At 63.0% G+C, this 22,221-nt stretch carries 15 protein-coding genes; 4 read left to right on the forward strand and 11 right to left on the reverse strand.

All coding sequences use genetic code 11. The features are described 5' to 3' along the window. Nucleotides 1–6 precede the first annotated feature (6 nt). The 5 genes from ACQZ5H_RS10355 to ACQZ5H_RS10375 all read right to left on the reverse strand — a co-directional run bounded on the left by ACQZ5H_RS10355 (nucleotide 7) and on the right by ACQZ5H_RS10375 (nucleotide 13,368). Entirely contained in the window at nucleotides 7–2,526 is a 2,520-nt protein-coding gene (locus ACQZ5H_RS10355) for a heavy metal translocating P-type ATPase (RefSeq protein WP_449097594.1), read from the reverse strand. Nucleotides 2,527–2,621: 95 nt separating this feature from the next. Next, entirely contained in the window at nucleotides 2,622–5,063 is a 2,442-nt protein-coding gene (gene treY, locus ACQZ5H_RS10360; protein ID WP_449097595.1) for a malto-oligosyltrehalose synthase, read from the reverse strand. 95 nt (nucleotides 5,064–5,158) lie between these two features. After that, nucleotides 5,159–5,722 (reverse strand): dihydrofolate reductase family protein, encoded by a 564-nt coding sequence (locus ACQZ5H_RS10365; protein ID WP_449097596.1) that lies wholly within the window; start codon nucleotides 5,720–5,722, stop codon nucleotides 5,159–5,161. Nucleotides 5,723–5,812: 90 nt separating this feature from the next. After that, a complete protein-coding gene (gene pbpC, locus ACQZ5H_RS10370; RefSeq protein WP_449097597.1) occupies nucleotides 5,813–7,894 on the reverse strand; it encodes a penicillin-binding protein 1C in 2,082 nt (693 codons plus the stop codon). Further along, a complete protein-coding gene (locus ACQZ5H_RS10375; protein ID WP_449097598.1) occupies nucleotides 7,894–13,368 on the reverse strand; it encodes an alpha-2-macroglobulin family protein in 5,475 nt (1,824 codons plus the stop codon). The genes pbpC and ACQZ5H_RS10375 overlap by 1 nt, the downstream gene beginning before the upstream one ends. 202 nt (nucleotides 13,369–13,570) lie before the next feature. On the opposite strand from ACQZ5H_RS10375, the gene msrA reads away from it, so the two are divergent. From msrA to ACQZ5H_RS10390, 3 genes are all read left to right on the forward strand, one after another. Further along, on the forward strand, nucleotides 13,571–14,266 hold the full coding sequence (msrA, locus tag ACQZ5H_RS10380) for a peptide-methionine (S)-S-oxide reductase MsrA (protein ID WP_130280119.1): 696 nt from the start codon (nucleotides 13,571–13,573) through the stop codon (nucleotides 14,264–14,266). A gap of 230 nt (nucleotides 14,267–14,496) precedes the next feature. Continuing rightward, the gene (locus ACQZ5H_RS10385) at nucleotides 14,497–14,937 is read left to right on the forward strand and encodes a response regulator (RefSeq protein ID WP_112712516.1); all 441 of its coding nucleotides are present in this window, start codon (nucleotides 14,497–14,499) and stop codon (nucleotides 14,935–14,937) included. Nucleotides 14,938–15,585: 648 nt separating this feature from the next. Further along, a complete protein-coding gene (locus tag ACQZ5H_RS10390; RefSeq protein ID WP_449097599.1) occupies nucleotides 15,586–17,610 on the forward strand; it encodes a methyl-accepting chemotaxis protein in 2,025 nt (674 codons plus the stop codon). Nucleotides 17,611–17,736: 126 nt separating this feature from the next. On the opposite strand, the gene ACQZ5H_RS10395 is transcribed toward ACQZ5H_RS10390, so the two are convergent. From ACQZ5H_RS10395 to ACQZ5H_RS10410, 4 genes are all read right to left on the reverse strand, one after another. Next, on the reverse strand, nucleotides 17,737–18,273 hold the full coding sequence (locus tag ACQZ5H_RS10395; protein WP_203430141.1) for a cytochrome b: 537 nt from the start codon (nucleotides 18,271–18,273) through the stop codon (nucleotides 17,737–17,739). Next, complete coding sequence (locus ACQZ5H_RS10400) at nucleotides 18,270–19,313, reverse strand: catalase family peroxidase (RefSeq protein ID WP_449097600.1); 1,044 nt, start codon at nucleotides 19,311–19,313, stop codon at nucleotides 18,270–18,272. The genes ACQZ5H_RS10395 and ACQZ5H_RS10400 overlap by 4 nt, the downstream gene beginning before the upstream one ends. Nucleotides 19,314–19,452: 139 nt before the next feature. Next, nucleotides 19,453–19,674 carry a hypothetical protein gene (locus ACQZ5H_RS10405; protein WP_449097601.1) on the reverse strand — a complete coding sequence of 74 codons (222 nt, stop codon included), beginning with the start codon at nucleotides 19,672–19,674 and terminating at the stop codon, nucleotides 19,453–19,455. A gap of 186 nt (nucleotides 19,675–19,860) precedes the next feature. After that, a complete protein-coding gene (locus ACQZ5H_RS10410) occupies nucleotides 19,861–20,259 on the reverse strand; it encodes a VOC family protein (protein WP_449097602.1) in 399 nt (132 codons plus the stop codon). 98 nt (nucleotides 20,260–20,357) lie between these two features. On the opposite strand from ACQZ5H_RS10410, the gene ACQZ5H_RS10415 reads away from it, so the two are divergent. Then, nucleotides 20,358–21,059, forward strand: a complete 702-nt coding sequence (locus tag ACQZ5H_RS10415; RefSeq protein ID WP_112712506.1) for a helix-turn-helix transcriptional regulator — start codon at nucleotides 20,358–20,360, stop codon at nucleotides 21,057–21,059. A gap of 14 nt (nucleotides 21,060–21,073) precedes the next feature. Here the strand turns inward: ACQZ5H_RS10415 and ACQZ5H_RS10420 are convergent, their stop codons facing one another. Continuing rightward, nucleotides 21,074–21,349: a hypothetical protein gene (locus ACQZ5H_RS10420; protein WP_449097603.1), complete on the reverse strand. Its 276-nt coding sequence runs from the start codon at nucleotides 21,347–21,349 to the stop codon at nucleotides 21,074–21,076. A 4-nt stretch (nucleotides 21,350–21,353) separates the two neighbouring features. Then, nucleotides 21,354–22,148 carry a DUF899 domain-containing protein gene (locus ACQZ5H_RS10425; RefSeq protein WP_449097604.1) on the reverse strand — a complete coding sequence of 265 codons (795 nt, stop codon included), beginning with the start codon at nucleotides 22,146–22,148 and terminating at the stop codon, nucleotides 21,354–21,356. Between the last annotated feature and the right edge of the window lie 73 nt (nucleotides 22,149–22,221).

A 22,221-nucleotide genomic window follows, 5' to 3' on the forward strand; every position in this document is an offset into this window, starting at 1 on the left:
AGTCTCCTAAAGTTTCTGCACGCGCAGCCGCAGCGCGTTGGCGATGACCGAGACCGAGGAAAGGCTCATCGCCGCCGCCGCGATCATCGGCGAGAGCAGCAGGCCGAGCACCGGGTAGAGGATGCCTGCGGCAACGGGAACGCCGAGCGCATTATAGCCGAAGGCGAAGCCGAGGTTCTGGCGGATATTGCGCATCGTCGCTTCCGCCAGACGGCGGGCGCGGACGATGCCATTGAGATCGCCCTTCACCAGGGTAATCCCGGCGCTTTCCATCGCCACATCGGCGCCGGCGCCCATGGCAATGCCGACATCGGCCGCTGCCAGCGCGGGAGCGTCATTGACGCCGTCACCGGACATGGCGACGACGGCGCCCTTGGCATGCAGTTCGTCGATCAGCGCCTTCTTGCCCTCCGGCAGTACGTCGGCGCGCACTTCGTCGATACCGAGTTGCCTTGCCACGGCCTTGGCGGTCCGCTCGTTGTCACCGGTTGCCATGATGATCCGCAGGCCGCTTTCGTGCAGCGCCCGGATTGCGGCTGCCGTCGTCGGCTTGATCCGGTCGGCGACGGCGACGAAGCCTGCGAGGCTGCCGTCGATGGTGACAAACATCACGGTCTTGCCCTCATCGCGCAGCGCGATGATCTGTTGATAGAGCGCCGAGGTATCGATCCCGAGATCCTGCATCATCGCGGCATTTCCGAGCGCGACCTTCGCGCCGCCGACCAGGCCGGACACACCCTTGCCGGTGACCGCTTCAAACGACGTGACGTCGGTGGTTGCAATGCCGCGCTCTTCGGCACCGGCGACGATTGCCTCGGCGAGCGGATGCTCCGAGCCGCGTTCAAGGCTGGCTGCAGCGGCGAGCAGCCGGCTTTCGCCGATGCCGCCGAGAGCGACAACGTCGGTGAGGCGCGGTTTGCCTTCGGTCAGGGTGCCGGTCTTGTCGACGATCAGCGTATCGACCTTGGAGAAGCGCTCCAGCGCTTCCGCATCCTTGATCAGCACGCCTTCCTGGGCGCCGCGTCCCGTGGCGATCATGATCGACATCGGCGTTGCCAGACCGAGCGCGCAGGGGCAGGCGATGATTAGTACCGCGACGGCGGCGATCAGTGCATGGGCGAGGCGCGGCTCCGGCCCGACGATCATCCAGGCGCCGAAGGCGAGGATCGCGACGGCGACGACGGCGGGCACGAACACGGCCGAGACGCGATCGACGGCACCCTGGATCGGCGCGCGCGAGCGCTGCGCCTTGGCGACCATATCGACGATCTGCGACAGGGTCGTCTCGGCGCCGACGCGCTCGGCGGTCATGATGAAGCTGCCGTTGCGGTTCATCGTGCCGCCGGTGACGGCATCGCCCCTGGTCTTTTCGACCGGCAGCGGCTCGCCTGATATCATCGATTCATCGACAGTCGACTGTCCTTCGCTCACCAGTCCATCGACCGGCACGCGCTCGCCGGGGCGCACCCGCAAGCGGTCGCCCTTGGCGATGTCGTCGACCTCGATATCGATCTCGCTGCCATCGGCATTGATCCGCCGCGCGGTCTTCGGGGCAAGGTCGAGCAGGGCGCGGATCGCCGAACCGGTACGCTCGCGTGCCTTCAACTCAAGCAGCTGGCCGACGAAGACCAGCGCCACGATGACCGCAGCAGCCTCGAAATAGACAGGGACCGTGTCACCATGGCCGCGAATGCTCATCGGGAACAGGCTGGGCGCCAATGTCGCGACGACGCTGTAGAGATAGGCGGTGCCGACGCCGAGGCCGATCAGCGTCCACATGTTCGGGCTGCGGTTGACGAGGGATGCCCAGGCGCGGCGGAAGAAGGGAATGGCGGCCCAGAGCACGACGGGCGTCGCCAGCGCAAGCTCCAGCCAGACGGCACGCGCTTCGCCGATCATGTCGCGCAGCGGCAGGCCGATCATCGGCCCCATGGTCAGCGCCAGCAGCGGCACGGCGAGCACTGCGCTCACCCAGAAGCGGCGGGTGAAATCGACAAGCTCCGGGTTTGGGCCTTCGTCTGCCGGGGGAATACCCGTCGGTTCCAGCGCCATGCCGCATTTCGGGCAGTCGCCGGGATGATCGCTGATCACCTCGGGATGCATCGGGCAGGTATACTGCGTGCCTTTCGGCATGGGCTTCGGCGCCGGGCGGTTGCCGTCGCGGTAATCCGCCGGGTTCGCCTCGAATTTCGCCTTGCAGCCCGCGGAGCAGAAATAGAACTTCTCGCCCTCATGCTTCAGGAAGTGCTTTGCCGTCGAGCGGTCGACCGACATGCCGCAGACAGGATCCTTGGCAGTCAGATAATCCTGCGGTGCCGCTTCAAACTTCGTGCGGCAGCCGTCGCAGCAGAAATGGTAGGTGTGTCCTTCGTGAACGAGGCTCGGCTTGCCGGCGTTCGGATCGACCGTCATGCCGCAGACGGGATCGCGCGTGACCGGAGCCTCGGCACCAGCGCCGTGGCTGTGGCCGGAGCGGCAATCATGCGCTCCGTGGCCGTGATGGTGGGAATGGTCATGATTATCCATAGGCTTCTCCTTTGCCCAGGCGGGCAGTGGATAGGCTTATGAACCTTCCAGCAACTGGAAGGTCAAGCGGGAATTTTCATCCCGTCTGAAAATCATCAATCCGGCTCGATCAGGGCGACCGGCTGGACGCCGAGAATATCGCCAAGCGGCAGCTTCGGCCCGGGATCGAGATGGCGTCCTGTTAGCAGATCGCATTTGATGCCCTGTAGACCTGGCGGGATTTCGATCGCCGTATCGGCCCAGAATTCGGGCCCTGAAAACAACACGCCGGGATCCAGCCAGCCGAGCATCAGCCGAGGCACGACCGTGATCGCATAGTCGCCGTCGAGCGCACGGGCGAAGGCGACGGCATGATCCCTGCGGCTTCCGGTGATGCTGAGCGGCAGATAGCGGCCCTCGGCAAAGAGCTTCGGCTGTCGGCGGCGCAGATGCAGGCCGATCTCGACGATCCGCTGTTTCAGCACCGGCACCGTGAGTTCGCCGATCTCGCCATGGGCCGAGAGCGTCTTGCGCAAGGCCTTGAAATCCACCGGGCGGCGATTGTCAGGATCGACAAGGCTGAAATCGAAACCTTCCGCACCCTGATAGATATCGGGAATGCCGGGGGCGGTCAGCTTGATCAGCGTTTGCGACAGGCTGTTGAGATAGCCGGCGGAGAGAACCGGCCGCAGCGTCTCGGCGAAATCCTCGTGGAAAGTGAGGCTCGAGGATGCCGTCAGCGCCGATGCGTATTGGCGGACCGCAGCCTCATAGCCCGCATGCGGCTCGTCCCAGCTGGTGCCGAGCTTGGCCTCGCGGATCGCTTTTTCGGCATAGGCCGTAAATCTCTTCGTCAGTTTCTCCGCGCGTCCCTCGCTGAAATCCTCCGGCCAGATGCCGGCGAGCGCCTGATAGAGCATCCATTCGACATTGCCTTCGGGTGTCAGGCCGCCGGGCAGCTCGGTCAGATGCTCGCGGTTCATCTGCCGCCAGCGCTCGACGCCGCGCCGCCAGAGATCCGGTTCTTCGCTGAGGGCATAGAGGCGGGCGCGGGCGTCTTCGCCGCGTTTGGTGTCGTGGGTCGAGGTGGCCGACAGCCCGTGCGGCTGTTCTGCGGCGCGGTCTTGCATGAAGCGGTGAAAGGCCTCGATACCGCCGGGCGTGGCATCCGGCTCGCCGCCGACTTCGTTGGCCGCCAAAAGCCGGTTGTGGCGATAAAAGAGCGTGTCCTCCATCGCCTTCGCCATGACGGGGCCGCTCAATTGCTGGAAGCGCCGCTGGAATTCTTCCGCGCGTCCACTTCTCAGCAATCCACAGATGGCTTCGAGCGCCCTGCGGTCTTTGAGATGCCTGCCAGCCTCTTGCCTCACCTTATCCAGCACCACGGTTTCGCGCGTGTCCATGGCAGCATCCTGACCGTACGTGCGATAGACGGGAAAGGCGATCAGCATCTCGCGAATGGCCTTCTTGATTTCCGCCTCGGATGTATCGGGAAGCGTCGCGCTCGCGAGCTTGGTCAGGCGGCTGACTTCGCCTGCAAAATTCCGCTCGACCATCAGTGTCTTGGCGGCCCGCATTCCTTCCTGAAAATCCGCAGTACCGGGGGCGATGGTGGCATAGGATGTCTGCAGCCCGGCTATGCCTTTTGGGTCGATGAAGAGATCTGCGAGGGCGGCGATGAATTCGTAACCGGTCGTGCCGGAAATCGGCCAATCGGCGGGCAGGGCCTCACCATGGCTGAGGATCTTTTCGACGATGATATAGGTTTCCGGCCCGGTCGCTTGCCGCAATCGGTCGAGATAGGCCTTGGGGTCGGCAAGACCGTCGATATGGTCGAGCCGCAGACCCTGGACCTGACCGGAGCGGACGAGATCCAGAACCACGCGATGGCTGTCTTCGAAGACCGCCTCTTCCTCGACGCGCAGGCCGACAAGGCCGGTGACCTCGAAGAAGCGGCGGTAGCTCAGGTGAGCGGCGGCCGTTTTCCAGTGCGTCAGACGCCAATGCTGGACTTCGTGGAGACGGGCGATGTCGCCGGCTTCGGCGAGGCTATCCGGGTGCAGCGGCAGATGCGTCTCGAAATAGGCGAGCGAGCGCTCGCCAGTGTTCTGATCAGTAAAGATCTGCAGTTCGCCGTCGGCCAGCGCCTCCTCGAATGGCTTGCCGAGAACGGGAAGTGTCAGCGGTTCGGACCAGTCGATGTCGAAATAACCGGCGTAGCGGCTCTCCTTCCCATATCTCAGCACATCCCGCCACCAGGCGTTTTCCACCGAAGCCGCCATATGGTTCGGCACGATATCGAGGATCAGGCCGAGACCGGCTTCCTTAAGCTCGGCACAGAGCCGCTCGAAAGCTTCCCGCCCGCCAATCGCGGGGTCGATTTCATTGGCGTCGGTGACGTCATAGCCATGGGTCGAGCCGGATGCCGCCGTGAAGATCGGCGAGGCATAGAGATGGCTGATGCCGAGCGCCTTGAGATAAGGCACGAGTTCGGCCGCCCGGTCGAAGGTCATGCCGTCGCGGAACTGCAGTCTGTAGGTGGATGTGGGAAGCGTCATGAGCCGCCTTTGTTCGGGATTGCAACGATCCGGAACGGCGGCGGCGGGCTTTTGTTCCCGCCAACTGAGCTCTTGCAGGCTTCAGGACGAGGTCATCAAGCGCGGCGGTAGACCTGCGCCTGCGTGCCCTTCGGAAAGGTCTTCGAACTCACCAATTCAAGGCGGCGCAGCGGCGTTACGCCGGAGAAGATCGGCAGGCCGCTGCCGAGCGCGATCGGGTAGACCATCAGCCGGTATTCGTCGACCAGATCGTCAGCGATCAGGCTGCGGGCGAAGGCCGCGCCGCCATGGGCAACGATGGACTTGCCGCCGGTGGCCTTCAGCTGGGCGATTTCCTCACGCAGGTCACCGCTCGCGACATAGGCGTCCTGCCAGTTCCCGGTTTCTGCCTCTTCGAGAATGGAAGCTCCCTGCTGCGAAAAGACCGCCTTCGGGATCTCGTTCATCGGCGCGGCGAAGGGGCCTGCCGCCGTCGGCCAGAAGCCGGCCATGCTCTTGAAGGTGCGGCTGCCCATGATGTGCAGACCGGCGCTTGAGACGGTCTCCACCTTCCAGGCGATCGCCTCCTGGTCGCCGTTGAAAATCCAGTCGAGCTCGCCGTTGGGGCCGCAGACGAAACCGTCGAGCGACATGGCCATGGTGAGGATCAGGTCTCGCATTGCTCTCTCCTTGCGCTGTTCTGATCCAAGGACGCAGCGAGGGCGCAGGTTCCGACAGGCGCGGCCGAAAATTCGTGAAACGGCGTCGCCTCAATCGACGAAGATGCCGACGCTGGCGGCGCGGCCCATGGCATCGATCACCGTCAGCTTCGAATAGCCGGCGCCATCGGGCAACCATTGGTTGGTGCGGCGGCGGGAGAGATCGGGCAGCGGCTTGCCGTTGGCGAGCCAGCGGAACGGAGCCCGGCCGCCCTGCAGCTTCAGCATCAGCGGCGAGAGTTGGCCGTTTCTGGCGCCGAGATCGACATGTGCGCCTTCGGGCGGATAGACGATCTGCGGAGCGGATTCACGTATGGAATTGACGAGGAGGCCGCTGGCGTTCAGCGCAAAACGGCGCTGGCTGACCGGCAGGTCGGCCTTGGCGATACGCACTGCGCCGGACGGCGGGCGTGGCAGAGGCGTGGTGGCGATACCCGACTTGGTAAAGGCTTCGAAGAGAATCGGCGCTGCTGTGCCGTAGCCCGTCAAGCCCGGAACGGCGCCATTATCGGGTCGTCCGACCCAGACACCGAGTACGTAGCGGCCGTCATAGCCGACCGACCAGGCATCGCGGTAACCATAGCTCGTGCCAGTCTTGTAGGCGATGCCGCGTTGCGGGGCGCCGGCTGGCGGTATCACGCCGGAGAGGATATCGGCGATGTTCCAGACAGCGACCGGCTCCAGCAGCGGCTCGCCGTCGATCTTGCCCGGCATGCCGGTCACGCCGTCGCCGATGCGCACCGGCTGGCCCTTGTTGGCGAGAGCCGTGTAAAGTTGCACGAGATCTTTCAACGTCACGCCGACGCCGCCGAGACCGATAGCCAGACCCGGCGTCTCGTTCGGCGGCAGACTGGGGTGCACCTCGGCGCGGCGGAAGCGCACCATCAGCCGCGTCGGATTGACGGCATCGAGCAGCTTCACAGCGGGGACATTCAGCGATAGCTGCAGCGCTTCGCGGATCGTCACGTCGCCCTGATAGCTCATATCGAAATTGCGGGGCCGGTAGCCGAAGAAATCGGAGGGGCGGTCCTCGATGATGGTCTCCTGGCTGACGAGGCCCTGTTCGAAGGCGAGACCATAGATGAAGGGCTTCAGCGTCGAGCCCGGCGAGCGGCTGATGCGCGTCATGTCGATCCAGCCGGAACGGCTGGCATCGAAATAATCGGCCGAGCCGACTTCACCGACGATTTCGCCGCTGCGGGCATCCGCCATCACCATGGCGACCGAAAGCTTTGGGCCGAGCCGCATGGCGGCGTTCTTTGCCGCAAGTTCCAGCCCTTCCTGCACCTGCTTCTTCAGCGTCGTCCGGTGCTCGCGCTGCTGCGGTGCCTTGCGGAGCGCGGCTTCGGCGACATGGGCGGCAAGCGCCGGCAGCTGCATGCGTTTTGCCGGCACCAACGTCGCCTCGGCACGCTCGGCCTCGCCATCGCCAACGGCGTCGATGACGGCGACGCGCTCGAGCACGCGTTTGCGCGCCGCTTCGGCAGCGGCGAGATTGCGGTCCGGCCGGCGCTTTTCCGGAAGCTGCGGCAGCGCCACGAGAAGGGCGGCCTGCGCCACCGTCAGCCGCTTCGGTTCCTTGCCGAAATAGGCAAGGCTTGCGGCCCGGACACCTTCCAGATTGCCGCCATAGGGGGCGTGGGTCAGGTAGATGTCGAGAATCTGTTCCTTCGAGAGCCGCCGTTCGATCTGGATGGCGCGGGCCACCTGCAGCAGCTTGGCTGAAAGCGAGCGGCCGCTGCGCGGCTCGATCAGCCGCGCCACCTGCATCGAAAGCGTCGAGGCGCCCGAGACGATGCGGCCGTTGGTGACGAGCTGCAGCGCGGCGCGGCCGATCGCCAGGGCGTCGATGCCGTGGTGATCGTGGAAGCGCCGGTCCTCGTAGGCGACCAGCATACGCAGGAATTGCGGATCGACATCGGACACATCCGTCTTTAGCCGCCAGCGTCCCTCAGATGTCGCGAAGGCGCGCAGCAACTGGCCGTCGGCGTCGAGCACTTCGGCGGAGACCTGCCCGGCCCTGTCGATCGGCGGGGGATAGGCCCTGTCGGCGGCATCGAGGCCAAGCAGCACTGCGCCGGCAACAAGAATGCCGGCCGCAGATACGATGGTGAGCTTGTGCCAGAGCCGCATTATTGTGCTGCGACAACCTCCATCTTGCCCATCGCCGTGCGTGCCGAGAGCTGCGGACGGTACATGTCCTCGACGACGGCCGCCGGATGATCGTAGGTGCCGGGTGTCACGGCGCGCACGACATAGGCGACGTTGATCTCGCGGTTGTCGCCTTCCGAACGGTTGAAGGCCGCCACGAAGCGGTCGTCGCGGAATTCGGTATGGGCAGCCGTCTGCTCGCCGATCCAGTCGAAATTCGTCAGCTGGGCGCTGTCCACCAGGCTCGGATTGTCGATCTGGAAACCGGCGGGAAGGAGGTCGGTGATGACGATGCGCGACGGCCAGTCGTTGCTTTCGGTGACATGCAGCACGACGACATAGCGCTCGTTCTGCTTGGCCTCGCTGACATTCGCCTGCTCGCCGTCGAGCGTGTAGTAGCGGCGCTCGATGGCAAAACCGTCACCGCCGGCCGGCAGCGGCGAAACCGGCGCGGCAACCGTGGTGACCACGGCGGAGACCGCATCGCTGGTGGCGCTCTTCAGCGTCAGTGGATTGGTCATCAGCGCATCGCCGGTCATCGTCGCCATATATGCACCGCTATGCTCGGCGCCGTTGACGTCGACCTTCAGCGCGTCGTCGCCGCTCTGGATCGCGCGGGCGGCGAGCAGCATCCAGGCCTGTTCCTGCGTGCTCGTCCATTTCGAGCGGTTGAACTCCTTGGCGACGGCCTTGGCGAGCTCCGGAATGACCGGAGGCACCGGGCGGCTTTCGGCGGCGAGCGCCAGAATGGCGGCGCCGTCACGCAGGATCGAACCATAATCGGTGCGCGAGAGATTGACGCGCTGGACCATCGAATCCTCGGTCATCTGCAGCGCATCGACGAAAATGTTCTTCGAGCGCGTCGCGTCGCCATAAAGTGCCAGTGCGGCAGCGATATGGGCCTTGGAGAGCGGCGTCGGGAAGTCGTTGATCATCGTGTCCGCGTAGTAGCGCAGATCGCTGATCGCCGCCTTCTTGTTGCGGGCGAGAACGTAGAGCGCGTAGGCGATCTGGTCGCCCTGCGTCTTGACGTTGACGTCGTAGCTCAGCGCGTTCTGCAGATTTTCGAGCGCCTGTACGAGGGCACGATCCGGCACGTCATACTTCTCTTCGCGCGCCCGCGTCAGGAAGTCGGTGACGTAGGAATCGAGCCAGAGATCGCCGGAATCCGGTCCCCAGAGGCCGAAGCTACCGGCCGATGCCTGATAGGAGAGCACGCGGTAGATCGCGTCCTGTACGCGCTTCTTGATGTCGGCATCGTCTTCCAGCCCGTTCTGCTTGGCGAGTTCGCCGAGATAGAGAAGCGGCATGGCGCGGCTCGTCGTCTGCTCGGCGCAGCCGAAGGGATAGCGGTCGAGCGTCATCAGCATCGCCGGAATGTCGAATGCGGCGGAGCGGGTGACATTGACGCTGACGGAAGCGCCCGGCAGCACGCTGTCTGCCAGCAGTTCCTTGTCGATAGTCAGCGAAGCACCGGGCTTCAGCGCGATGACACGGCGCTCGGTGACCGGCAGTGCTGCAGGGCGTACCGGCACGTCCGCCGTCTGGTCGAGTGACAGGCCGGATGCATCCGAGAGGTTGATCGAAACGGTGCCCTGGCCCGGCTGCTTGCCGACGACGGCAAGGGTCAGGTCGGATTTTCCACCGGCATCGAGATGGATGGTCTTGGAGGCCGAAGCCGCGTCCACACCGACGGCGTCATTGCCTGTGACTGCGATCTTGAAATCGCCTGCAGGCGCGTCGGTATTGGCGATGTCGAGACGCAGTTCCGCCTTGTCTCCTGGTGCCAGGAATTTCGGCAGGCTGGCGGTGACGACGACGGGGTCGCGAATGATCACATCTTTGACGCCATGGCCGACACCGTCCTTCGACCAGGCGACGGCCATGATGCGGGCCGTGCCGTTGAACTGTGGAATGTCGAAGCTGACATTCGCCTTGCCTTCGGCATCGAGCTTCACGGGACCGGAGAAGAAGGCGACGAGCTTCTGCGTCGGCGGGCTGGCCGAGAGCGCCACCGCGCCGCCATCGCCGCCGGTGCGCAGTTTGCCTGTTGCGCCGAGCGAGCCGTCAATCAGGCGGCCGTAGAGGTCGCGGATTTCGAGACCGAGCTGGCGCTGGCCGAAATACCAGTCTTCAGGATTCGGCGCCTCATAGCGCGTCAGGTTGAGAATGCCGACATCGACGGCGGCAACCGTCACATAAGCATCCTCGTTGGCGCCTGCTCCGGCAACGGCGAGGCTGATATTCAGCGGTCCGCGCGGCAGCATCTTTTCGGGCGCATCGACCTTGACCTGCAGCGCCCGCTGCTCGGGATCGACCTTCAGCCATTTGATGCCGATGGAGCGCATCGGCATGTGATTGTCCTGACTGTCACCTGGCCGGAAGAGCGTGGCGGTGACATAGGCGCCCGCACCCCATTCGGCAGTGACGGGAATATCGACCTCTCCGCCGGTCTCGCCCATCGTGGCATTTTGGACGGCAACAAGGTTCTCGGTGCCGGCCGCAACCATCAGCTCGCCGCCATAGCGCGAGGTGACCTTCAGCTTGGCGGTTTCGCCGACCTTGTAGCTGTCCTTGTCGAGGGCGATTTCCAGGCCATCCGGCGTTTCCGTCGAGGTCGTCTCGACGAACCAGCCGGCATCGAATTCGAAGCTCGAGGTCGGGCCGTCGGCATCCGGGCTCTCGACTTCGAGGCGATAGCGGCCCCAGCCGACCGGCACGGAAATCTTGCCGCCATCCGCACCCGCATCGATGACGCCGTCGGCGACCTGGCGCGCATTATAGGCGGGCTCGTATTTCCAGGCGGTGCCGTCGCGGTACCACTGGTATTCGCGCTCGAGATTGTAGAATTTCCAGCGCAGGCCCTTCATGTCCTGCTTCTGGCCCTCGGCTGTGGTGCCGATGATGTTGAAGGAGGCGGTCGAGTTTTCGGCAACGTCACCGGAGAATTCCGGCTTGATACCGATCATCGGTCCCTGGTTCTTGACCGGGATGACCAGCGAACGCTCCAGCGCCCGGCCGCCCTGTTCCTGCATCCGGATATAGACGGTGGCATTGAGAAGCTGCGTCGTGGCGGGTAGGTCGCCGACGGTCAGATCCGTCGAGGCCTTGCCGTTCTCGTCGAGCTCGGGCAGGCCCTCGATCGTCTGGCGGTTCTCCTCGGAGGCTTCCTCATCGGCAAGGCCGAAGAAATAGCCGGGGAAGGCGGCGCTCTCGCGGGTCGGCTTGATGACGACATCGCCTTCGAGCGTCAGGCCTGCGGCCGGCGCGCCATAGAGATATTTGCCGTTGATCTCGATTGTCGCCGGCGTATCCGGGCCGATCTCCTTGGCCTCGGTCTTCAGCTCCATGTCGGTGCGATCGGGCACGAAATCGTCGACAAGGAAGCTCTTGGTGCCAATCGCCTCACCCTTGGGATCGGTATAGATGTTCATCGTCCAGGTGCCGCGCATGGCGTTCTGCTGCACCGGCAGATCGACGGTATAACCGCCGAGATCGCTGGTTTCCTTGATGATGCGGCGATCCTCGACGCCGTCAGGACGCAGGAAGACGAAGGTGAGCGGCAGGTTTTCGATGGCCTTGCCGTCGGTATCGCGGGCCAGTGCGGAGGCATGCACGGTCTCGCCGGCGCGGTAGATGCCGCGCTCGGTGAAGGTCATGATGTCGATCGCGCCCGGCGAGGCGCGGCCGGTAACGCCGCGGTCGGAGAGGTCGAAGCCTGCGCGCGTCATGTCGAGGAAGACGTAATCGGAATCGCCGTTCTTGGCAGTGATGACGGCGGGCGTCAGCGCTGCCGTGCCGCGCATCAGGCCGGCGGTGAATGTGGCGCGGCCGTTATCGTCGGTCTTGGCGGTGCCGAGCACTTCATTGTTCTTGGCAAGCAGCGTCAGCTCGACGCCCGCGATCGGCTTGGCCGATGCCAGCGAGCGGGTGAAGACGTTGAGGCCATCGGTGCCGGCATAGGTGGTGATGCCGACATCGGAGACAACGAACCACTGCGTCGCCTTGCTGTCCCACTCATTGGCGGGCGCATTGGCAGGTGAGGCGATCAGCAGATAGACGCCCGGCTTGCGCTGCGGCAGCGCTTCATCGACCGGGAAGCTTGTCACCACATCCTTGTTGAGATCGTTGGCGATATCGATCGAGCCCTGCCAGACGAGCTCGCCGCTTTCGTCCTCGATACGCTGGGCGCTGTAGCCGTCGAGCTGGGTCAGGAACTGCGAGCTCGTCAGCAGCGGCGCGATGCCGCGATCGCCGATGCGGTAGAGCTTCAGGGCCGCCGACTGGATGTTGACGGAGACCAGCGGAATGCCGCGCCGCGCCGTCGACGGCAGCACGAAGCTGTCGCCGGTGAAGCGCACGGTCTGGCTGCGATCCTTGACATAGATGTCGAGGCTGACGGGCGCTTCCAGCACCTCGTCGACCGAGGACGGCAGGCCGGAGCGGAAGACCAGCTTGTAGTTCTCGCCGTGGACGAGGCCTTCGACGCAGATCTGTTTGTCCTTTGCTTCGAGCGCCTTTGGCGCCTGGCCGTTCAGCGTCACGAAGGGCGTGTAATCGGTGGTCTTCACCAGTGATTCCGAGAAGGTGACGCAGGCGCGGGGCGTGGCGCTGTCGGCATCGACATTATGCTCGGTGATGCGGAAACCCTGCTCGGCTTTCAGCTTCAGATAGGCGTCGCTGACTTCCTTGGAGCTGACAAGCGCCAAGCTCGCCTTGTAGGCATTGAGGGCGGCGCGATAATTGGAATTCTTGGCGAGCGAGGTCGCGAGCACGGCCAGCGCATCGGCGCGCTTGGTCGCAGTGCGCGTAAGATTATAGGCATTCAGCGCATCGAGCTGCGCCTGGCCGAAGACCTGGCTGTCGGTGCCGCCGAGCGAATTCGCGGCGCGCGCCGTCTCCAGCCAGAGATCGCCATCGTCAGGGGTGAGCGCCAGCGCGCCGTGGAAGGATTCCAGCGCAGCCGCGAGATTGTTGGCGGTCAGGTCGAGGCGGGCGGTAGCCGTCAGGTTGTCGACCGACTGGCCTTCCTGCGCCTCGGTCAGCTCGTTGTTCGTCTTGTAGTCGCGAGCCTGCTGGATGACGTCAGCAGAGAGGAAATTGAGGCGCGGGGCAGCGCCCAGATCCGGCTCCTGCGGAATGGCTGCGGCCGTCGTCTCGACGATGCGCCCGGCGATCGCGCCCGGGAAGGCGTTCATCGTCTTGAAGTCGGATTTCAGGAAACACCACTGGACCTTCGGATTATAGGTGAAGGCCTTGCAGCTCTTGTCGCCGATGCAGGAAGCCTTGCACTGGTCGAGCGAGACGTTCTGCTCGGTCCTGAGATCGAAGCCGAAGAAATCGGCGTCCTTGATCGTCTGGATATCGCGCTTCTTGTCTGCGGCAGCGGCCGGAAGGCTGATTGCAAATGCAGAGATGGCGATGGCGGCAAAGGCGAAAAACGAGCGTACAGACATCAAGTCCCCCCGGTCGGCTGGCGCTGATCGGCGTGCACTTTTGGCCGGGCCGCCGCCATTGTCAACACAACTTATGCGGTGTCCCGCTTTCGTACAGAGGCCGCCATCCCATTGTCACTTCCGCGTGAGATAAGTCCTTTTGAATTGCGCCTTTTTGGAGCTTTCGACACGATGGGAACAGCCCATTCGTAGAGGTGTTCTCATGAGCGTATTTTCGACAGGAAGGCTCGCCGCACTGGCGGCCATTTCGCTCTTTGCCTGTGGCTCGGCAATCGCCGCGGAAGATGCCGTCGTCATTCCAAAACCGACCGTCGACGAGACGGCCGCACCCGCCACCGAGAAGGCGGTCTTTGCCGGTGGCTGCTTCTGGGGCGTGCAGGGCGTGTTCCAGCATGTGAAGGGCGTGAAGAACGCCGTCTCGGGCTATTCCGGCGGCGACAAGGCGACGGCCGACTATGAGACCGTCAGCACCGGCTCGACCGGCCATGCCGAATCCGTCGAGGTCACCTTCGATCCCAAGCAGGTCAGCTACGGCCAGCTGCTGCAGATCTTCTTCTCCGTGGCGCACAACCCGACGCAGCTGAATTTCCAGGGGCCGGATCGCGGCACGCAATACCGCTCGGCACTGTTCGTCGAGAGCCCGGAACAGCGCAAGGTCGCCGAGAGCTATATCTCGCAGCTCAATCAGGCGAAGGTCTTCCCGCACCTGATCGTCACCAAGGTTTCGGAGTTCAACGGCTTCTACCCGGCCGAGCGCTATCACCAGGATTTCCTGACGCTGAACCCGACCTATCCCTATATCGTCTATAACGATCTGCCGAAGATCGAAAATCTGAAGCAGGTCTTCCCGGCAGCATACAGGGAAGATCCCGTTCTGGTGCTGAAGGCCAAGGGCTGAGTAACGCCGGCCTGTGGATAAGCATAGAGGCGGCCGCTCGAGCCGCCTTTTATTTCAAAGACTTAAGCGATGTTAGTGTTTTATCAACGTTAACAATGGGTTAAGTTCAAAAAAATACGTCCCGGGCCGGAACATATCCTTTTCCACCTCGTTATCTCGTCAAGTTTCGCGGGCCACAACCCTTCGAAACGAAGTTCTTTCGCGTGCTTGGGTTAACGGAAGAGGGCGTCATGGCCATCAATGTTGTGCGTAAATGGCTGCGGGATAACGTTATGAACCAGAGAGTATTGATTGTAGAAGACGAGTTCCTGATCGCGCTCGATCTGGAAGCGACGGTCGAAAACATGGGTATGGAAGTCGCGGGCCTCGCGACCAACAAGGAGCAGGCGCTGCAGCTTGCGCCGCTTGCCGATGTTGCCTTCGTCGATGTCAACCTGTCCGATGGCGCAACCGGCCCCGAGATCGGCCGCCGCCTTGCTGAAGAGCACGGCATCACCGTGGTCTTCATGACCGGCAACCCCGAAACCGTCGCCGACGGCGTCAAGGGCGCCCTCGGCGTCGTCAGCAAACCCGTCATGCCCGCCGTCGTCGAGCAGTCCCTCAAATACGCCGTCGCGCGCCGCGCCGGCATGCTCGCGGCTGTTCCGCCGCAGATGATGGTGTTTGCGTGAGCTGACATAGCCGCGGGCCGCGAGCTGCGGCCTTGTGCGGTTGTGAGGTGGATTGGGTGCGCCCCAGAAATGAAGCAGGCGCGCGCGCTGAAATGCTCTCGGTGAAGAGAGCAAGCATCCCATAATCTGTTTGCGATTCAAAGGTGGTGTGCGCTCTCCCGCGCGCTGTGACACCCATCGCGAGAAGCTACACCCGCCGTTTGCTGAGCCGCATCCGGTGAACCGTCTGGAAGACGGAGCGCTATGGCTAGAGCGCGATCCGCGACGAGTCCTCTCTGACTGCGACCAGCACCCGGTGGGCCAAGGCTGAAGGTTCGGAAAAGTTATCGCAGAGAGTTTCTTGTTCGGAAAATTCTGCGCAAATTCTACTTCAGATTGATTATTCAGAAGTATTTCTTTGCGTATTAATAACAGCTGAATTAGCTTGGATATGTATTTAAAGTTCAATCAGTAATACTATTGCCGGTGTCGTTAGCATTAATAGAAGATCATTTCTTATATTCGTAATTATCCATTCGCTAACCATCATTAACTTACGTTCTCGCCGCCCCCGACAATGAGGTCGAGACACAACGTCAGCGCAGAATGACTTCCCGCGTCCGCGATGATTGCGGCGCAAAGGCACATCTACGCCAGGAAATCGTCATCATGAAAATCAAGACGCAATTTATTGGCCTGGCCGCCGTCACCGGCCTCGCCATGGCTGGCCTGATGGCCAGTCTCTGGAGTTATGACAAGGCCGCCGAGGACATCAGCGGCGCCTATAATCAAAAGTATAAATCCTACATTCTTGCCGACAATTTCCGGCAGTCGTCCGATGATCTGACGCGCATGGTCCGCACCTATGCAGAGACCGGCGACAAGTCCTTCAAGGACCAGTACAACGCCGTCATCGAGATCCGCAACGGCACGCGTCCTCGCCCCGAGGAATACCAGCGAATTTACTGGGATTTCGTGGCCGGCGGCGATGCCAAACCTCGCCCGGACGGCCCGGCCATCTCTTCGCGCGACGAGATGAAGGCTGCCGGCTTTACCGATGAGGAGTTTGCGCTTCTGGACGAAGCTGCCAAGCGCTCGGATGCGCTCGTCAAGCTCGAGACCGAGGCCATGGATCTCGTCGACAATGCCGCAACGCTTGGCCCGCAGGCGCGGCAGAAAGCGGCGGCGATGTTGAATTCGCCGGAATATCACAAGGCCAAGGCCGAGATCATGAAGCCGGTCGATGCGTTCTTCGTGAAACTCGAGCAGCGCACGCAAAGCGCCATCGACGGAGCAGCCGCACGGGCGAGCTTCTACTGGACGCTGACGTTGAGCGCCCTGTCGGTGCTGGTCCTGATGCTGGCTCTCGTCGGGTTTGTCACCTTCAAGCGCATCATCGGCGGGATGTACAAGCTGAGCAGTTCCATGGCGCAAGTCGCCGATGGCCGCCTCGATACAGACATCAGCCTCGCCCGCAACGACGACGAGATCGGCGAAATGGCAAAGGCCCTCGAAGTCTTCCGTCAGGCGGCAATTTCGAACCGGCGCCTCGAACAGGAAGCCGACGACAACCGCAAACGCGCAGAAGCCGAGCGTCTCACCGTTCAGGAACGCGCCGAGCGGGATGCTGCAGAGCGGTTGCGTCTCGCAACGTCAGGTCTGGCAGCAGGCCTGAAACGCCTGGCCGGTGGCGATCTCGCCTTCCAGATCAATGAGGTCTTCGCACCCGACTTTGAGGCCCTGCGCCACGATTTCAACGGCTCCGTCAGCAAACTCGGCGCCACACTTTCGGAGATTTCGAATTCGATTTCGACCGTCGACACCGGCACCCGGGAAATCGCCGCAGGAACCGACGATCTTTCGAGACGGACCGAGCAGCAGGCGGCCTCCCTGGAGCAGACCGCAGCAGCACTCGACGAGATCACCGTCAACGTCACGAACTCCTCGAAGCGGACGGAAGAAGCCAGAAGCGTTGCCGGACAGGCCAATCAGTCGGCTGCGGAATCGGCTCAGGTCGTCTCCCATGCCGAGGAGGCTATGCGCAAGATCGAGGAGAGCTCGCAGCAGATCTCCAACATCATCGGCGTCATCGACGAGATTGCGTTCCAGACCAATCTGCTGGCGCTCAATGCCGGTGTCGAAGCGGCGCGCGCCGGAGAGGCAGGCAAGGGATTTGCGGTCGTTGCCCAGGAAGTCCGCGAACTGGCGCAGCGCTCTGCCCAGGCTGCCAAGGAGATCAAGGGGCTGATCCAGAATTCCTCGAGCGAGGTCGAGAACGGGGTCAAGCTGGTGCGTGACACCGGCTCTGCCTTGAAGACGATCAGCGGCTTCATCGTCGAGATCAACACGCATATGGAATCGATTGCGACGTCGGCAAAGGAACAGTCGGTCGGCCTTGCCGAGGTCAACACCGCCGTCAACGCGATGGACCAGACGACGCAGCAGAATGCTGCAATGGTCGAGCAATCGAACGCGGCATCCAACACGCTCGCGAACGAGGCCGTGCGCCTGCGCGAACTGGTCAACCGCTTCAGCCTTGCCGAGGCCTCGTCGGCCGCGTCGAGAACGCTGCGTGCCGCCCAGTCCACGGATGTCGCACACGCTTCGCCGGCGCGTGCCATCGGCCGCAAGGTCGCGGCGTCCTTCGGCAATGCGGCAGTGGATACCCGAAGCGCCCAGTGGAGCGAGTTCTAGTCACACGCCTCAAAGCCCCGTCGGTTTCGGCATCAATGCCACACGCAATGCTGTCGCAGCCGGCGGGTCTTCACATTACTCCTCAGGGAGGAGCCGGCGAAGATCAGGATGAAGCGCGCCGGAACGTTACTTGCCCGGCAGCATCGTCTGGAGCACGCCGTCGCGGCGAACCAGCCCATGAAACAGCGCCGCCGCTAGATGCATCACCACCAGCCCAAAGAACGCGAAGGCGAGATAGAAATGCGCGCTCCAGAGGAGAGCGTGCAGGCTCGCGCTCTGAGGCAGGATCGGCGGAAGGTGGATTCCGCCATAAAGCACGATCGGATAGGCGGCCGCGGACATCATCGCCCAGCCGATGAGCGGCATACCGATCATCAGCGCGTAGAGCGCGACATGCGATAGATGCGCGGCGAGCTTCATCGGCCCCGGAAGATCCGGCGGCAGCGCCGGGGCGCCCGAGATGAAGCGAACCACGAGACGAACCAGGGCAAGCGCGAGAATGGCGATACCCAGAGTCTTGTGGGTTATCAGCAAGGGCACGTACTGCCTGCCGATGGTCGAGACCATCCCGACGCCGATGAACAGCATGGCAATAATCGCGATCGCCATCAGCCAGTGCAACAGACGCTGGGCGGCGGAGAAGCGTGTTTTCATCTCTGTCATGGCTTTGCGCTCGCTGCTGTTCGAGGATAGTGGCTCGCCTCGCTGGTTCTGAGATCGTAGGACTTGGCATAGGCCGCCGAGCGGGCTGCCGGGAACGGATCGTCGGATACCGCGATGCCATCCGGCAGGATCGTCGGGTCGAAATTGATATCCCGGCAGGGACCGTCGGCCTCCGGCTCGATCTTCTCCACCACAAGCGTTCCGGCCTCGACCGTGCGGCGCTCGGCCGGCCAGGCCTTTGTCGGATCGGATGTCGGATCGGAGGGATCGGCGACCGTCAGCATCAGCGTCCAGCGCTGCGGCGCCTTGGAGACGCGCTCCGTTATGTCCTCTTCGAGATGATTGGGGCCGAGTTTCGCGAAATCCTCGGCTGAGATCGTCACGGCCTGCGCCTCCGGGCGGAGCGACCATCGGACCGCATTCCTGCTGCCGGCGGCGTCGGTGAAGATGAAGGCATTGAGACTGTTGAAGGTCACTTCGGCATAGCTCGCCGTCCAGGGTGCCTTGGTCGCCCATTCGCCGAATGCCGCGAATTCCGGATGTGCGCTGACGAAGCCCTTCATCGTGTCGGGGTTCTTGCTCTTCGAAGCTTCGAGCAATTCGTAAAACCCTTGCGGCGTCGAGACCGCGAAGACGGGCGGGTCGATCAGCGCCATGCGCCAGACGCCGCCGGGCGCTGTGATCTGCACGCCGATGCCGCGCACCCTGACCGTCGGATCGGCGGCATCAGGATCGGGCGTTGCCAGATTGAAGCGCCCGAGAACCGGATATTGCCCCGCGATGAACAACGGCGCCTTCGAAAGCGCCACAGCGTTTCCATTGGCTTCGAAGCTGCCCGTAAAGCACACGCCCTTCGCATGATTGCGCCGATGCCCAAGGGCGGCTCCGCCAGGAGGCGCGAGAGCGCTGACAAGTTCGGTGGAGGTCAGGCGGCCAGGCGTGAGCCATCCGGCCGTATAGGCGAAAGCCCCGACGCTGAAGCCGACCACGGCGGCAATCAGCACGAGGGATCCGAGGGCGGAACGCTGCGAGCCCGGCATACAAGGCACTCCGTCGTTATCAGTTTCTCTGCGATGCTAGGAAATCAATGGCAGTGCGGCGGCAAGCGATGCGGCGGATTGCTTTATCCGCTCTCTGGTCACGGAAGATGGCATTGTTGCCGGGCGTGGTCAAACCCGGTTACGGCAAAGGCTTGATCAAGCGAAGCCTGTTGCCGGGCGCGATCTCAACGATGCGATCCTGCGCCAAAGCGTTGAGCACAGTGGTGATCTCATCCTGTGTGTATCCTGATGCGGTCAAGGGCGTGCTGAACTCAACAAGGTTGATGGTCATCTGGGGCTTGGCTTTCATCGCACGAAGCCGCTGCGCAATCGCAGCTTCGGTGTCCTCAAATCTGCCCATCTGATCTTCCCATCGCAAAACTCGAACGTGGCTTGCCAGCTGCCGAACATCGCCTGTTGCGGCCCGCGAACCTGTCGATGTCGCTAGTCGATCCAGGGCGAGACGTCGAGTGCACAGGGCGCTTCTATGCACAAGCGATGTTCTCTGCGTCTGAAGTTCACATGGCTTCTTGGCTGGGCCAAGGCGTCACCGGCCACCAAACCGTGCTCTCGCGGCCTCCGTCTCAGGCATGAAGAGCGACACGAGCGTGCCTTCGGGGTCGCGAAGCTGGAAGGTGCGGTTGCCCCAGGGTAGCAGTTTTGGCTCGTGGACCACGTCGGCCTTGTCCTTCAGGCGGGAGAATTCGGCGTCGATATCCTCGACCATGAATTCAAGTATGGCCGAGCGGTTGGCGCCCGGTTCGGCGGTTCCCTCTTTGAAGAGCGCAACGGTTTCGGCTGCGCCGATCGCCAGTGTCGCGCCGGGCGTGACGATCTCGGCGAAGAACGGCGCCAGCCAGTCGGCGGCGGTTTCCGTGACCAGTTCGTAGAATGCGACAGTGGCCTTGATGTCGCGGACGATCAGGCGGGTGGATGCAAGTTTCATGATGTCGTCTCTCCGTTCAAAACGCTTTGCCGCTTGTGCGGCATCCGGGCCTTGTAAACGGAGGCTCCTGACAGCATGGTGGCAGCAGGAGTGACCCCATGCGCCGTGCCGACCGTCTTTTCCAGATCATCCAGATCCTTCGCCGGTCATCCCGTCCGGTGACGGCAACGATGCTCGCCGGCGAGCTGGAGATCTCGATCCGCACGGTCTATCGGGACATGGCCGATCTGATCGGCCAGCGCGTGCCGATCGCCGGCGAAGCGGGCCTGGGCTATATCCTCGATTCAGACTACGACATGCCGCCGCTGATGCTCACGCCCGATGAGATCGAGGCCGCCGTGCTCGGCGCCCAGTGGGTTGCCCAGCATTCCGACCCATCGCTCGCCAGTGCGGCCCGCGATCTGATTGCCAAGATCGCCGTCGCCATACCGGAGAGGCTGCGGCCCTATATTGCCGAACCGAGCATTGGCACCAAACCCGTAGCGGGCGATCCCAAGGAGACCATCGATGCATTGCAGCTTCGCAACGCCATCCGCACCGGTATGAAGATCAGGCTCCGCTATCGCAGCGAACATGGCGAGGAGACCGAGCGGATCGTTTGGCCGATCATTCTCGGCTATGCCGAGGCCTATCGCATGCTGATCGCATGGTGCGAGACGCGGAGCGATTTCCGCCATTTTCGCACCGACAGGATGATCGCCGCCGAGGTGCTTGACGAGCGTATCGGCCTGCGGAAAGGCGAGCTGCGCCGCCGCTGGGAGAGCTGGCGAAATGCCCGGGAGCCCGCAGCTTCAAGGTAACAACGGACCAGGTGTCATCGAGTGACCGACTGGCCCCGCCCGCCGAGCAGATCCAGCCATGGCCCGAGATGGACAATCGCCATCAGCAGATACATCACCGGCATCCCGCTCAGTATAGAGCCGCCTTCGCTGGCGCAGATCATCATCGCCGATTGATCGCCAGCATTCAGGAAAGCCATGATGCCGAAGACAGGCGCGGCGGCCAGGTGCAGAAGGCGGCTAATAACCGTTTTCCTGTAATGGCCGGCGAAAACGCCGGCCATGCCGTTGGGGGTGGAGCGTCCACGCATGGCGCTAGACCCCGTAGCGGTCGTGATGGCGCCACCAGACCCCTTCCTCGTTGCGCCCGAGCGGTGCGCGGTCCAGCCACTGGTACATGCCCCAGAGACCATCGAGCCCGCGGGCGTAGGAGGAGTAGGTGTGGTAGATCTCGCCATCCCGCATGGCAAAGGCGCTGACGCCTGGGCGGTCGCGGGTGTAGGTCGCCACATCGGTGCCGGTCATCGAGGCGATTTGCGCGACAGGCCCTTCGCTGCCCCTCAGCTCCCACTGCTGCACCGTCTTGCCGGCGAGCGGCTCGGGCATCGGCGGCTCACGGCGATAGTTGTATTCTATGCCGCCATTGACCTGCTCTTCGGGCGTGAACCAGACATTGAAGTCGTGGTTGAAATCGCTCTCCGCCGAGGACGCCCAGTCGAAGCTCCATCCCATCCGCTTCTTGAATTGCTGCAGCTTGGCGAGCGGTCCGCGCGACACCGCCCAGAAGGCGACGTCGTGGTTTTCCAGATGGACGAAAATGCCGTTGAAGCCGTCGGCGATCGACGAGCAGGAGGGGCAGCCCGCCGTATAATCCGTGCCGAACATGAAATGATAGACCAGGAGCTGCGAGCGCCCGCGAAAGAGCGCCGAGAGTGGCACCGTACCTTGATCCGTCTGCAGCTGGTAGTGTTTGCCGATCTTTACCCAGGGAAGCTGGCGGCGGTGCTCGGCGATTTCGTCGCTGCGCCGCGTCAACTCCTTTTCTTCTTCCAGAAGGGCAAGCCGGGCCGAAAGCCAGTCTTCACGCGTACCTGTCATCGGGGTTGTCATCATCCATCTCCTCATCGACATTCAACAGGCGCTTCACGTTGCCGGCCTGTTGGCATTACCCTAGGTGTGATTG

Source organism: Rhizobium sp. 21-4511-3d (genome assembly GCF_053522545.1).